This window comes from uncultured Pontibacter sp. (assembly GCF_947502515.1).
GTDB lineage: Bacteria > Bacteroidota > Bacteroidia > Cytophagales > Hymenobacteraceae > Pontibacter.
Genome location: NZ_CANNAI010000004.1, coordinates 61,591 through 75,586, shown reverse-complemented (window position 1 = coordinate 75,586; position 13,996 = coordinate 61,591). Strand labels below are relative to the sequence as shown.

General features: G+C 52.0%; 10 protein-coding genes. 4 read left to right on the top strand and 6 right to left on the bottom strand.

The features are described 5' to 3' along the window. Positions 1–396: 396 nt before the first annotated feature. Both Q1A54_RS11585 and Q1A54_RS11580 read left to right on the top strand, forming a co-directional pair. Positions 397–3,690 carry an amidohydrolase family protein gene (locus Q1A54_RS11585; RefSeq protein WP_299988084.1) on the top strand — a complete coding sequence of 1,098 codons (3,294 nt, stop codon included), beginning with the start codon at positions 397–399 and terminating at the stop codon, positions 3,688–3,690. Positions 3,691–3,925: 235 nt separating this feature from the next. Continuing rightward, positions 3,926–4,783 (top strand): DUF4846 domain-containing protein, encoded by an 858-nt coding sequence (locus Q1A54_RS11580; protein ID WP_299988081.1) that lies wholly within the window; start codon positions 3,926–3,928, stop codon positions 4,781–4,783. A gap of 74 nt (positions 4,784–4,857) precedes the next feature. Here Q1A54_RS11580 and Q1A54_RS11575 read toward each other — a convergent pair whose 3' ends face one another. The 3 genes from Q1A54_RS11575 to Q1A54_RS11565 form a co-directional block, all read right to left on the bottom strand. Continuing rightward, positions 4,858–6,048 carry a serine hydrolase gene (locus Q1A54_RS11575; protein WP_299988078.1) on the bottom strand — a complete coding sequence of 397 codons (1,191 nt, stop codon included), beginning with the start codon at positions 6,046–6,048 and terminating at the stop codon, positions 4,858–4,860. A gap of 159 nt (positions 6,049–6,207) precedes the next feature. Next, positions 6,208–7,020: a TerB family tellurite resistance protein gene (locus tag Q1A54_RS11570; RefSeq protein WP_299988075.1), complete on the bottom strand. Its 813-nt coding sequence runs from the start codon at positions 7,018–7,020 to the stop codon at positions 6,208–6,210. Positions 7,021–7,096: 76 nt separating this feature from the next. Next, positions 7,097–7,549, bottom strand: coding sequence for a MarR family transcriptional regulator (locus Q1A54_RS11565; protein ID WP_196115069.1), 453 nt, complete (start codon positions 7,547–7,549; stop codon positions 7,097–7,099). A 208-nt stretch (positions 7,550–7,757) separates the two neighbouring features. Here Q1A54_RS11565 and hisC point away from each other — a divergent pair, with 208 nt between their 5' ends. Beyond that, complete coding sequence (hisC, locus tag Q1A54_RS11560) at positions 7,758–9,911, top strand: histidinol-phosphate transaminase (protein WP_299988072.1); 2,154 nt, start codon at positions 7,758–7,760, stop codon at positions 9,909–9,911. A 3-nt stretch (positions 9,912–9,914) separates the two neighbouring features. Here the strand turns inward: hisC and Q1A54_RS11555 are convergent, their stop codons facing one another. The 3 genes from Q1A54_RS11555 to Q1A54_RS11545 form a co-directional block, all read right to left on the bottom strand. Further along, positions 9,915–10,478 carry an NUDIX hydrolase gene (locus Q1A54_RS11555; protein ID WP_299988070.1) on the bottom strand — a complete coding sequence of 188 codons (564 nt, stop codon included), beginning with the start codon at positions 10,476–10,478 and terminating at the stop codon, positions 9,915–9,917. Between the two features lie 107 nt (positions 10,479–10,585). Then, complete coding sequence (locus tag Q1A54_RS11550; RefSeq protein WP_299988066.1) at positions 10,586–11,683, bottom strand: glycosyltransferase; 1,098 nt, start codon at positions 11,681–11,683, stop codon at positions 10,586–10,588. A 40-nt stretch (positions 11,684–11,723) separates the two neighbouring features. After that, positions 11,724–12,833, bottom strand: coding sequence for a glycosyltransferase (locus Q1A54_RS11545; protein ID WP_299988064.1), 1,110 nt, complete (start codon positions 12,831–12,833; stop codon positions 11,724–11,726). A gap of 406 nt (positions 12,834–13,239) precedes the next feature. Between Q1A54_RS11545 and Q1A54_RS11540 the strand changes: the two genes are divergently transcribed. Beyond that, on the top strand, positions 13,240–13,833 hold the full coding sequence (locus Q1A54_RS11540) for a histidine phosphatase family protein (RefSeq protein ID WP_299988061.1): 594 nt from the start codon (positions 13,240–13,242) through the stop codon (positions 13,831–13,833). The last annotated feature ends 163 nt before the right edge of the window (positions 13,834–13,996 follow it).

Sequence of the window (13,996 nt, the reverse complement as noted above, 5' to 3'; positions counted from 1 at the left end):
AATTTATATGTAAGGTAGGTCTTGACCCAATGCCGTCAACTTAAGGAATATGGGAAAGCTGATTCGGAAATATTTATTCGAATTTAAACTGCTGCGAGTCTCCAGACCCGCGTATGCTGACACACGGATGTTTACATCCTAAAATAATCTGTTGAGAATGTCCTTGTACCCGTTCCTACCACCTTTCAACCAAGATTTTTCCATTTTGACAGTTATAGCATATTACAAGCTATACCTCTGTAGCCAGCAAGACACTCACAGGTCTGGGAGACACTGTGAGGTCGGAAGGCCCCAACATTCCCAATCCCCCTCACCCAGTTTAAACCTTTTCTGATTTCTCCCCTCAAATCATTAAATTTGAGAATCTAAACTAATCTAATCGACTTACACCCTGTCATGAAGAAGCATACCTATCTGAGTATGTTCCTGGCGGCGGCGCTTGCCTTACCTTTAGGCACAGCCACGGCGCAGGACAAAAAAGACAATAAGTGGAACGTGGAAGAAGCCCGCGGTCCTCAAAAAGAAATCACGGTAACAACCGACGAAGGCACCTGGATGAGCGTGGACGTGAGTCCGGACGGCAAGGAGATCGTGTTCGACATGCTCGGCGATATCTACATTATGCCAATGTCTGGTGGTAAGGCTAAGTTGCTCCGCAGCGGCCGTGCCTACGAGGTGCAGCCGCGTTTCAGCCCCGATGGCAAGTTCATCTCTTTCACATCCGACGCAGGTGGTGGCGATAACATCTGGGTGATGAAGCGCGATGGTTCTGACGCCAAACAGATCACCAAAGAAAATTTCCGCTTGCTGAACAACGCCGTTTGGACGCCAGACGGTGAGTACCTGATCGCACGCAAGCACTTTACGGCCTCCCGTTCGCTGGGCGCCGGCGAAATGTGGATGTACCACCGCTCAGGCGGTAGCGGCGTGCAGCTGACCAAGCGCAAAAACGACCAGCAAGACGCTGGTGAGCCAGTGGTATCGCCGGATGGCAAATATGTGTACTTCTCTGAAGACATGAGCGGCGGCACTACCTTTGAGTACAACAAAGATCCGAACGGCCAGATTTATGTGATCCGTCGCGTAGACCGTAACACAGGTGAGATCGAGAACGTGGTGACCGGAAACGGCGGCTCGGTTCGTCCGGTGATCTCCCGCGACGGCAAGCAGCTGGCTTTTGTGCGCCGGGTGCGTACCAAATCTGTGCTCTTCATTCACGACCTGAAAACAGGTGAGCAGTGGCCGATCTACGACCAACTGAGCAACGACCAGCAGGAAGCGTGGGCAATCTTCGGGGTATATCCGAACTTCGCGTGGACGCCTGATAACAAGAGCCTGGTATTCTGGGCAGGTGGCAAGATCAACAAGATTGACGTAGCCAGCCAAAAGGTAACCAACATTCCTTTCGAAGCAACTGCTACGCACCACATCGCCGAAGCTGTGCGCCACGACTTCAGCAAAGAAGGTGTTTCACCGGCGCAGTTCACTGCTAAGGCCATCCGCCACGCAGTGACTTCTCCTGACGGTAAGCTGTTGGTGTTCAATGCAGCAGGCCACATTTACAAAAAAGAACTGCCAAACGGCAAGCCGGAGCGCATCACCAACAGCAAGGATTTCGAATTCTACCCGACTTTCTCGCCTGATGGCAAGACGCTCGTGTTCTCTACCTGGGACGATGAAAACCTGGGTGCACTGGTGAAAGTGGACATCCGCAAGAAGAACGCGAAGCCAGTTAAGCTGACTGCTGAGAAAGGCTTCTACACTAACGCCTCTTTCTCACCGAACGGTAAACTGATCGTGTACAGCAAAGACGGTGGCAACAATCACATGGGCTATGCACACGGCAATGAACGTGGTACCTACTACATGACTGCAGAAGGCAAAAATCCGACACTGATCATGAAAAATGGATTCAACCCGCTGTTCAACGCTACGTCTGACCGCATTTTCTTTACAGCTGGTGGAGGTGGTAAGTATACCTTCAAGAGCGTGGACCTGAACGGAAAAGAGGAGCGTACGCACTATACCTCTACCTACACTGACCAGTTCTACCCAAGCCCCGACAATAAGTGGCTGGCGTTTGTGGAGCTGTTCAACGGCTACGTGGTGCCTTTCTCGGCTAACGGAGCAGGTATGGAGCTGAGCGCGGAGACCAAGGCATTGCCAGTGGCCCGCTTCACCAAAGACGCAGGCACGAGTGTGCACTGGTCAGGCGACAGCAAGAAAGTAAACTGGGTACTGGGTGACGAGTACTTCTCGAACGACCTGAAAGACCGCTTTGCTTTCCTGGAGGGTGCCCCTGAGAAACTGCCTGCCATCGACACGACAGGTATAAAAATTGGGCTGGAGTTCAAGACAGATGCTCCGCAAGGCAAAGTGGCCTTCACCAATGCCCGTATCATCACCATGAAGGGCGATGAAGTGATTGAAGGCGGTACGATTGTAGTAGACGGCAACCGCATTGTGTCGGTTGGCAAAGGTATAGCTGTGCCGAAAGACGCCAAAGTGATCGACGCCAGTGGCAAGACCATCATGCCAGGTATAGTAGATGTACACGCACACCTCGGTACGTTCCGTAACGGCATGAGCCCGAAACAGCAGTGGTCGTACCTGGCCAACCTAGCTTACGGTGTTACGACCACGCACGACCCTTCTTCTACTACTGAGATGGTATTTAGCCAATCAGAAGCCGTAAAAGCCGGCCACATGGTAGGTCCGCGCATTTACTCAACAGGCACCATTCTTTACGGAGCTGATGGTAACTTCAAAGCCGTAGTGAACAGCCTCGATGATGCCCGTTCGCACTTGCGTCGCATTCAGGCTGCCGGTGGTTTCTCGGTAAAGAGCTACAACCAGCCACGCCGTGAGCAGCGCCAGCAGATTATTCAGGCGGCCCGCGAACTCGACATGACCGTGGTACCGGAAGGCGGCTCAACCTTCTTCCACAACATGAGCATGATCCTCGACGGCCACTCAGGTATAGAGCACAACATCCCGATCGCGCCACTTTACAAAGACGTGGTAGAAGTATGGAAAGCTTCGAACACGGGCTATACCCCTACCCTGATCGTGAACTACGGCGCGACCAGCGGCGAGTACTACTGGTACCAAAATACCAAGGTATGGGAGAAGGAAAGACTCCTGAAATTCACGCCACGCTCTGTGATCGACGGTCGCTCACGCTTTGTGGTGCAGGTGCCAGACGAAGAATACCGCAACGGTTACTTCAAAACATCCGAAGCCTGCAAGGCCCTGACCGATGCTGGTGTGAAAGTAAACCTTGGTGCACACGGACAGCTGCAAGGCCTTGGTGCTCACTGGGAACTGTGGATGCTGCAACAAGGTGGCATGACCAACATGGAAGCCTTACGCGCCGCTACCCTAAACGGTGCCGAGTATTTAGGTATGGGCAAAGAGATTGGTTCACTGGAAACCGGCAAACTGGCCGACCTGATCGTGCTGGACCAGAACCCGCTGGAAAACATCCAGAACTCAGAGCACGTGCGCTACACGATGGTGAACGGCCGTCTGTTTGATGCCGCTACCATGACCGAAGTAGGCAACTACGACCGCAAGCCCGGTAAATTCTGGTGGGAAAACAACAAGTACGCGGCCGCTTTCGACTGGCATGAAGGTACTGACACCCGCACAGAAGGTATAGCCGGCGAGCACTGCACTTGCCGTCACTAAGATCCAAAGGTATATCCTGATAAAGAACGAGCCGACTCAACTGAGTCGGCTCGTTTTGTTTGTGCAAGGTATAGGTATGGCGCGAGTGTCCACGCTCGTGTCTACTATGGTGGGGCCTCTGGCCCCTTTGGATAGCATCCATGTTTTCTCTATACATCAGCTAAACCAAACAACATCAACTACTTGCAAATCCAAATTAAACTATTAATTTAGTTCACAACTAAACTGCAGCCAGATGTCGTTACACCTGTACAGCCTTCTCTTTTTCATACTCACAGCCTGCGGTTCCAAAGCAGAGCAAGTGACAGATGAAATTCCGGAGAGTATAGTCGAAACCGAAGTATTAGTAAACCCTAAAGGCAAGACAGTAGCAGAGAGGTTCTTACCTCCAAAAGGATTCACCAGAGCCACGCCAGCAGAAAACAGCTTTAGCGCTTATCTCCAAAACTTCAGCCTCAAACCCCATGGCGCACAGGTACATTATTACAACGGGGCGGTTAAACCTAACGACAATATCTATGATGCGGTGCTCGACATTGATGTAGGCAAGCGAGATCTGCAACAATGCGCTGATGCGGTGATGCGTTTGCGGGCAGAATACTTGTTCGAACAGAAACGCTATGATGCCATTCACTTCAACTTCACAAGCGGTTTCCGGGCTGACTATAGCAAGTGGCGGCAAGGGTATCGGGTACAGGTGAAGGGAAATGATTGCACTTGGATCAAAAAAGCAGCTGCATCAACTTCCTATACCTCTTTCAAAGATTACCTGCAGGTAGTCTTTACCTATGCCGGCACCATATCGCTCGAGAAAGAAATGAAAGCCGTTTCGATGGATGATCTACAGATCGGAGATGTATTCATCAAAGGAGGAAGTCCCGGTCATGCTGTGATCGTGGTGGATATGGTTACTAATGACAAAACCGGAGAAAAGCTTTTCCTGTTAGCGCAAAGCTATATGCCGGCGCAGGAGATACAGATCCTGAAGAATCCCATGAATCCAGGTATTAGTCCGTGGTACAGCACCAACTTCAGCGGCCCGCTTTTCACTCCCGAGTGGACCTTCCAGCGAAGCCATTTGAAGCGATTCTAGAATTTTAATAATAGAATAAAAAAGGGGCCAGAGGCCCCAACATAGTAGACACGAGCGTAGACGCTCGCGCCATACTACTCCTTCACCGCTGCCAGCACCCGCTTGATCAACTCATCCGGATTGCCATTATGCCAGCGCCACACGATGACAATGTCATGCTCCGGGTCAACCCAAATGGTATTCTGCCCGGCACCTAAAGCAGCATAGCTGGTAGTTGGCGCACTCGGCCAGGCTTTGCCTTCGGTGTTCAACCACCACAGGTAGCCGTAGTCTGGACCTACAGGTCCGCGTTGAGTGGTTGCTTCTTTCACCCATTCTTCCGACACGATCTGCTTGTCCTTCCAGCGGCCGTTGCGCAGGAACAGGTAGCCAAAGCGGGCTTCGTCGCGGGCGCTGATCCAGAGGCCACCTCCCCAACGGGTACCACCGCTTACTGATGGCATGCGCTTACCGTCTATCTCTACATAGGAATTGCGGTAAGGCACATACTGCCACGTGTTAGAGGCGTCAATCGGGTCCATCACTTCGTCTTTAAATACTTCTGGCAGCGGCTTCTTCCACAAACGAAGCAAGGACAGGGCGAAACGATTGATGCGCACGTCGTTGTATTCGTAGAAAGTACCTGGTTCCTGCAGCTCACGTGGTTTGCGTTCGCCTCGGCCATATTCCTCCTTGCCCACAAAGTCATGCTTTTTGCCCCACAGTTCGCCTTCCCATTCGCTCGTCTGGCGTGCATGACGCTCCCAGGTTACCTTCCGGTTCTGCTCTGAGTCATAGCCGCCATCCTGCACATAATTCGCCACGGGATCTTTGATGTCTTTGATCATACCCCGGTCAATCGTGATGCCCAGTATGGTGGAGAGCACACTTTTGGCGACGCTGTAAGTAGGGTCTACCCGATCGGTCTCACCCCACTCTGCCACGATGTAGCCGTTTTTCAGGATGATGCCGTTGGTGCTGGCCCGATCATCAGGTATAGGCCCGAGCATTTTGCCGAAGATCTCCTCTTGTGTAGAAAAGTCCTTGGGCATTTGGGTAGTTTCCTGTTGTTTGGCCCACTCTACAGCTTCCTGCAATGCAGCAGCGTCCATACCTACCTGCTCTGGTTGTTTCTTTTCCCAGTTATCGCCTTTGCCAGGGTAGTATGCTTTCGCTTCGGTGGTTTGTGTTTGAGCAGTTGCTGCAGGTTGCTGTGGTGGCTGCTGACAGGCAGAAAAAACCAGGCTCAAGGCCAATGCCAGGTATAGAAAATTACTTTTTATCATAGTGACTGATGCGTTTCAGATTTGCTCGCTAAAACTACAAAATATATCATAGCAGATTAAGGTATGCCCAAATAGAAAGGAGCTGGTGGCAAAATTGCCACCAGCTCCTTTCCTTTCAGATATAGCTGTTTTGAAGATCATGAAAATACACTGCTATACCTACCAGCTTGTGCCGCCCCCCCGTTTGTTGCCCCCGAGCAGACCTCCAAGCAAGCCTCCCAGTCCCCCGGAACCCATGCTGCCGTAGCGGTTGCGACCGTTAAGGCCTCCCAGCACGGAGGCCATGGAACCTAAGCCGCTGTTCGAGCGTCGACCGCCCCCCATCAGCCCGCCCCGGCCCATCATCATGCCACCAAGCAGTCCTCCCAGCAGGCCGCCGCCCATGCCACCCATCATTCCACCGCGGCGTCTGCCGCCACCCATCATGCGGGCCAGAACAAGCGGCGCTGCTATGCCTAGTATACCTTGTACCATTTGTGGGGAGATACCAACGTTCTTAAACATATCACCAAAACCGTTCTTGTTCATAAATGCCTGAGAACTCGGATCCTCCCCGTGCTGCTGGGCCTCATCGGCCTTGTTCACAAATTGTTCCAGCACACTGTACTGCTTTTGGTCTACGCCCAGGTAATCGGCCATCTCCTGTATCCGCTTCTCTTCCTCCTGGGTATATTCGCCATCAGCTTTGGCAAAGCTGATGATATCAGTGATGAAAGAGAAGCGCAGTTCGCTCTTTTTGAGCACATCGAGCACCCGCTGCACGCTGATCTGTGAAGGATTTTTAGCAATTGAGATCACCTCCTCCTCCACGTTTTCCGGCATCTCGGCTGCCTCACTCAGCACCCTCAAAAATTCCAGTTCTTCTTCAGAGGCGTGTCCATCTGCGGAAGCAACAGAAGCAAGCGCAGCCAGGTAGGCGCCCTTTTCTTCCATCGTATAATCTTTCAACAAAGTGGTTTGTTCCTGTTCCATAGCTATTCGTTTGTCATACTGACATTTAAACGACAGGCCCTGCCAGAAGTTAAGCAACACAAACGTGTTGCCGGAATTATTCTCTCACCCGGTCCAGTGTGTCGCTCAGGTGTTGTGCTTCTTCAGCCGACAGGCTCTTAAAGGTGTCTTCTTCGAGCTGCTTCATCAGTGGGTCTAGCTTATCGAGCAGTTCCATCCCTTTGTCTGTGATGGCGATCTCCACCTTGCGTCTGTTTTGCTCGCAAAGCTCACGGGTAACCAGCCCCTTCAGACGCAGCTTTTCAACCAGGCGGGTGGCATTGCTCATGCGGTTCAGCATTCGCTCCTGTATGGCAAAGAGGTTGATCGGCTTGCCCTGCTGCCCCCGGAGGATGCGCAGGACATTGTACTGCTGCGAAGAAATGTCATAGGGCTTGAGCAGACTGTCGACCCGTGCCATCATCCACTCACCCGTGAACATCAGATTCAGAGAAGCTCTCTGATAAGGGCTTCTGAAGTTTGGCATCTTTAATTCATGTTCTAACTTCATATCGAAAATATCTAAGATAGGATGCAATAACGCTTGCAATAATTGTATATACAACGTTTTCAGACAATTAGTTATCAGCTCTTGTAAAGCACTTTTTCATAATTTCACTTTGTCATCATTTTTTTATGCTTAACCATCATTTAAAATATAATATACATTTTTGAATTGCTATATTGCAATGCAAAATCTTATGCCGCTACAACCTGCTATGGAACAGAAACGCCTCCCTTATCAAGCTGCAACGAACGAAAACCTGTTTGGATCATCTCCGCAGGTACTGGCCGCCATGCAACAGGCCATCACCAGCATACATGGCTACCCAACCCCCGATGCAGCCGACCTGCGACATGCGCTGGCTAAGAAACTGGGCGTACAGGCAGATGAAATCACAGTAGGCAGCGGCTCGGCGGAGTTGATTTCGCTGCTCGTGCGCCGCTTTTGCGGTCACGACAAAGATGGAGAAGTGCTGACTTTCACACCCTCCTACCCACTGTATTGCCAGGAAGCCCGCACACTGCGCATCCCCTGCACCGAAATCCCACTTACAAGTGCTTTCCGGATTGACATGCAGGCTTTTATGCGTCAGCTGCGCCCCTCTACACGGCTCTGTTTCATCTGCAACCCCAACAACCCAACCGGCACTTATCTCACATCCGCTGAGTTAGAGGAGGTACTCGACCGGATCCCTGCACATGTTACTGTTGTGGTAGATGAGGCTTACATAGAATATGTTACAGCTCCTGACTGTGCCGAGGCCGTGTCGATGCTCTCCCGCTATCCAAACCTGGTGGTGTTACGCACCTTCTCCAAGGCCTACGGACTAGCCTCCGTCCGCATCGGGTACATGGTCGCGCAGCGGCACCTGATTGAGCAGGTGCAAGAAGTAAAACAACCTTACAATGTAAACCAGCTGGCACAGGTTGCCGCACTGGCCGCTTTGGACGACGAAAACTTCCTGCACATGACCCTGGAGGCCACACAGGCCGGCAAAACCAAGTTGGAGCAGGCACTGCAAAAGATAGGCGTACAGTTCTGGCCATCACAGGGAAATTTTCTGCTGCTGGATGCCGGTGGTTACAGTGCCGATGACATACACAGCTACCTGCTTGCCAACAACATCCAGGTGCGTCGCGCTGACCACCATACCCTGCGCCTGACTATCGGGCCTGACGAACATCAGTTATACCTCCTGCAAATGCTACAAGAATTACTACATCCTTCCCGCGTATACGCCACACAACCGCTATTGGCACAGGTGCTCGACCTGGGCTACCAGGTTCAGGACCAGCCTGAAGAGGCCGTAGTTAATGCACACGACTTATTGAACAGAGCTGCTGAGCAGACAGGTGCAGAAGGCCGCATTGCGCAGGCATTTGCACGGGCCCTGGCATTGCGTTGTCAGCAAAGCACAACGAAAGCGTCAGGCAACCTATATGCCTCCAACTTTGGGGAAATGGACATGATCGCGGCCTTCAATGTGCTGGTAACAGCTACGCCGCTGGTTACATTCGGACACCGTTTTGCCAATCACGCTATACTTTCAGCCATTGCCGGTAAGTCATCGGTATACCTGCTCGACTTAGGTATAGGCAGCGGTTTGCAGTGGTTCCACCTGATGGAACAGCTGGCAGCTCTGCCGGGCGAGCGCCCTGCTTTGCACCTCACAGGCATCGACATACCGGACCACAGCAACCCGGATCCGGCCTATAAGCTGCAGGCCACAGGTGCACGTCTGGCTGCGCACGCCGAGCGGCTCGGCCTGGACTTCAGCTATACCTATGTGGCTACCCGCCTCGAGGACTTTGATCTGCAGTCGCTTGAGTTTGACGCTTCGCATACCCTGATCGTGAACGCGGCACTCACCCTGCACCACCTCGCCGATGAACTGGTGGCTATACCTGACCAACGTGATCGCGTACTGCAACAGATACGTGCATTGCGTCCGCAGTTGCTCACCCTGACAGAGCCTGACTCAGAGCATAACCGCCTTGACTTCCTTCCACGCCTGCGTGAGTCGCTGCGTCACTACCATACTGTGTTTGATGTGCTGGATACGCTGTTACCGGCCGATATGCCGGAGCGTCGTGTGATTGAGCAGGAGTTTTTTGGCAGGGAGATCCTCAATGTGGTAGCTTTTGAAGGAAATGACCGCGTAGAGCGCCACGAACGACTGGATGCCTGGCAGCACCGCCTGACACGCATTGGGTTTAAACCGGCTCCACTTCAGGTAACAGCAGCCCAAATTCGCCAGGAACTCGACCTGCACCCACAGTTCAGCCTCGCCCCGCACACGGCAGGCTATACTTTGCATTGGAAAGGCACCAACATCATTGCAGCTACTGCCTGGCAGGCAGATCAGTAAGCTTTAAGCACCCAGCTTTCGGAGAGCGAGCAGGCAGAGGGCAATAGAACCGGCCACGTTGATCTTTCCGCTCATGATCATCTGCTCCACCTCCTGCAAAGGTACCTTCAGGACCTCGATGTGCTCGCTCTCGTCGAGGTCCTGAGCAGCTACTTCGCGAACGTTGCGGGCGATGTAATAGTAAATTTTATTCGTGTCTTTGGTCGGGTTGTCAATCACCTGCAGCACCGGTTCCATATCGTCGGTGGTATAGCCGGTTTCTTCCAGCAGCTCCCGTTTGGCCGCCTCCAGGGGGGTCGTTTCATGCGCATCGATCACGCCACCGGGCAGTTCAATAAAGATATCGGAAGCAGCATGCTTATACTGCCGCACAAACAGCACGTGCCCATCTTCGGTCAACGGGAAAGTCAGCACCACATCCGGCCGTACACTCACAAAGTAGTCGTCCATCACATGCCCGTTGGGCAGCTCCACGTGGTCGCGGCGCAGGGTATACCATTTGTGTTCAAATACCACCTGCGACTTCAGTGTCTTCCAGCGTTCTATTCCTTTTTTTGTCATCTTCATGTAATCGTTAGTGCAGTCAGGCGTGGCTGCGCCCTGCACAAAAAAGAGCCATACCCGCTTGCCAGCAAATCGGGTATGGCTTCCTATTAATTAAATTCAAATCTGTATCAGCCGATCGTTTCCAGCTTTGGCTCATTCGAAGTGTTCAGGGACATCAATTCTCCCACATACGTTTCCAGTTCATGGGCACGGTGGGCGGCTGTGTGGTGTGCCATCACTTTGCGGCGGGCTCTTGTTCCAATGGCTTTGCGCTCCGAGGTACAGATCTCGCGGAGGTAGCGTAGTGTTTCGGAGGCACTCTTGGTAATCAGTATCTCCGATTCAGGCTCAAACAGCGACTCCATACCTTCCCAATAGTCCGAAATAACAGGTGTGCAGCAGGCAGCCGCCTCAAAGAGACGCATGCTTGGGGTAAAACCAAACCTGCTGGCTCCGGAGCGGGCTAAGCTTAACGCAAAGCGCTGGCTGTTAAAAAAATCGCGGTGCTCAACCGGGGTCAGGTGATGCAGCATGTTAATGTTACCGGGCCAGCCCATGTCTTCAGGATACTTCGTACCAGCTACCGCAAAGCGTCCCTCTGGCCACTGCGCGGCCGCATCCACCATCAGTTTTTGCAGGACCGACTGTCTGTCTTCTGTATAAGCACCCAGGTAGCCCAGATCCCACTTGATCTCGCGGTACTCGTGATGGTATAGCTCCGGGTTAACGGAGAAGTAGAGCGGACGGGCCATACTGGCACCGTACTTTTGCTCAAACAGCTCCAATGCAGGACCTCCTGTGCAGGATAGGTATAGGTCAAAGGCAGGAATAAGGCTCGCACTCAGGTAAGACGGGCCCTGACCTTCCAGTTCTGTGAGGGTAGCAGGTGCATCCAGATCGTAAAAAGCCTTTATGCCCTTTGCCGTTTCGATTATCCACTTCCCGATCACTGTGCCTTCAGACAGACTCGAACCCATGATCACCAAATCAGCTTCACGCACTTGCTCCGTGTACTGCTTCAGTTGTTCTAACGTAGCGTAGGTGCCTAACTGGCAGAAGTCTGGCGCACCCAGATCAGCCGCGGCTTGTCGCTGAGGCAGTTTTCTCTCCAGAAACAACACATGGTGCGCATTGGCGTGGAGGGCCCGTACCAGGTTACGGTAAGTGGTGGCATGGCCATTGCCCCAGGAAGTTGTAATGGAAAGGCCAAGTATAACGATGTTCATCTCGTTGTTTGACAATTTTTGGTAAAGATAAGCTAGTTTTTCATTTTGAAACCGAAACCGGTGCCTGAATCAGCTGCCCGTACAGATAACTGTAATCCTGGGCCATCTGATCGGCGGTGTATCCATGCGAACGCTTCACGGCCCGGCAAGCCATTATATTGCGGCAGAACTCATCATCTATCAGGTTTTCGATCGCGTCACGCAATTCATCTGCACTGTTTGGGTCTACGTAGCGGGCGGCATTACCCCATACCTCAGCCATGCTCTCAGTTTTGCCCACCACCAGGGCACAGCCTGACATGGCCGCTTCCAGCACGGTAAGTCCAAAAGGTTCATACTTGGCAGGCAATGCGTAGATCGACGCTCTGGATAGCCAATCAGACACTTCTTTGTTTGTGAGCTGCCCCAGGAAGTACACGTTTTCCAGCTCCATGGCTTCTCCTGTCTCCGGATGCTTGCCTTCACCTGCTATGTAAACCGGCCACTGCAGGTCTGAGGCAATGTGTGCCAGCATAGAGATATTCTTGGCCTCGTCCCATACCCTGCCCAGGCTGAAAACGAAAGGCTCCTTACGCCCAAACTGAAAATACTGCTGTCCGCGACCGTTGTACACCACAGTGCTTTGCTTAAACGGACCATAGAGTTCTTCGGCCTGGTGCATCATGGCCTGAGTCGGGGCTACCACCACATCGGCTGCCTGAAGGCCTTTTCGCACCATTTCGCTGTATTTGTTCCAGCTTTTGGGAGCCTCCTCCTGCTTCACGGCACGCCACCATGACAGCACGCAGGAGTGGATGACCGCCAGCACGGGCTTGCCCCAGTCCAGGCTGCCGAAGCTCAAGTGGTTGAGGTGGATCACATCCGGCTGCACCTGATCACGCAGCTCCAAAAGCCACTGACCCGCCTTCGCCACATCCTCCCAGGGATCATCCATCCACTCCAGCTTATACTCACTTTCATAAACCGTGAGATTGGCAATACTTTCAGCTTCAGCGCGCTGCTCTTCACTCATAGGATTTCCCATGGTGGCCAGGGCTACATTTGTACCGTGGCTTGCTACGGCTCTTGTTAGCTCCAATGCATAGGTCCATACGCTGCCAACCGTATCGGCAGTCATGAGGATCATCGATGGGTAATGGGGTGTTTTCATTATCTTTTCTGGTGTAGATATGTTTTACATCATTTTTTGGTTCGGGCCAATATTCATCTCCGCTAGGTTGCAACATGGCACTTAGAGACAGGTGTATGCCTATTAATTAATAGCCAGCCAGGTATAGATGAAGGCCAAAGGCTGGCCGGAAGATGTTTTTGAAAAATTGTACTTCCGCTGGGTGGTCCATGTCATGTGTTCCAGCAGTTGCTATCAGTGCCTTCTATTACGCGTGCAAGACAAATTCCGTTAATGCGATTTCAGGTTTTTTACATTTTTTTATCATGCCTATACCTTGCGATCTCTGCACCTGAAATGATGGATATAAGTTGAGTTGCAGCCTGGGGCCACAGGCATCGTGGAATTCTCTCTTGCGTATACACTGCTTAAACCAACCAGGCATGTCTTGACAGCACCATCAATCAGTACTCAGACCAGAAAGCGCATCTTCCTGATCCGTCATGCGCGGCCTATGGTTTCGAAGAAGGGCTACTTTAACAAGGCCGGCGCACGCAATTATATCAGTGACTACGATGCAGCGGAAGTGGAGCAGTTTGTCCTGGAACACGAGGCTATACCTTACCAGGAGATCCGGCGGGTGTACTGCAGCACCCTGGTGAGGTCGCAGCTCACTGCACGGCAGATATTTGGTGATGAGGTAGAATTGATCGTGCGACATGAGTTCCGGGAGTTTGAGCGTCGTATATTTTCGCTCCCTCTTTTGCGACTCCCGATCAGGCTCTGGCTGGTGAGCGCCAGGCTGCTTTGGATGATGGGTATGAACAGCAAGGGAATAGAGACGTTCAGGCAGGCAAAACAGCGGGCACGTGAGGCAGCCACCTTTCTGGCACAGGAAGCTGAGCACAAGCAGCATGTGATCCTGGTGGCGCATGGCCTGCTCAACAATTTTATACGCCGGTACCTGCAGGACCTGGGCTGGAAGTCAGCCATTCACGAGTGCAGCGGATTTCTGAGCGTGGCGGTGCTGGAGAAAAATTAACCGATTCATAAGCAGGGTTTTGGGCACAGAACACCATCTTAACCCAAGTTCGAACATGAATTCTTCTGATTTCTAAGACTTTAGATATTTATTATAAACAAACTAGAATCTGTCCAACATTTTAAAGGAATGTGTTTATTATTTTTTTATATTTGCTAAATTA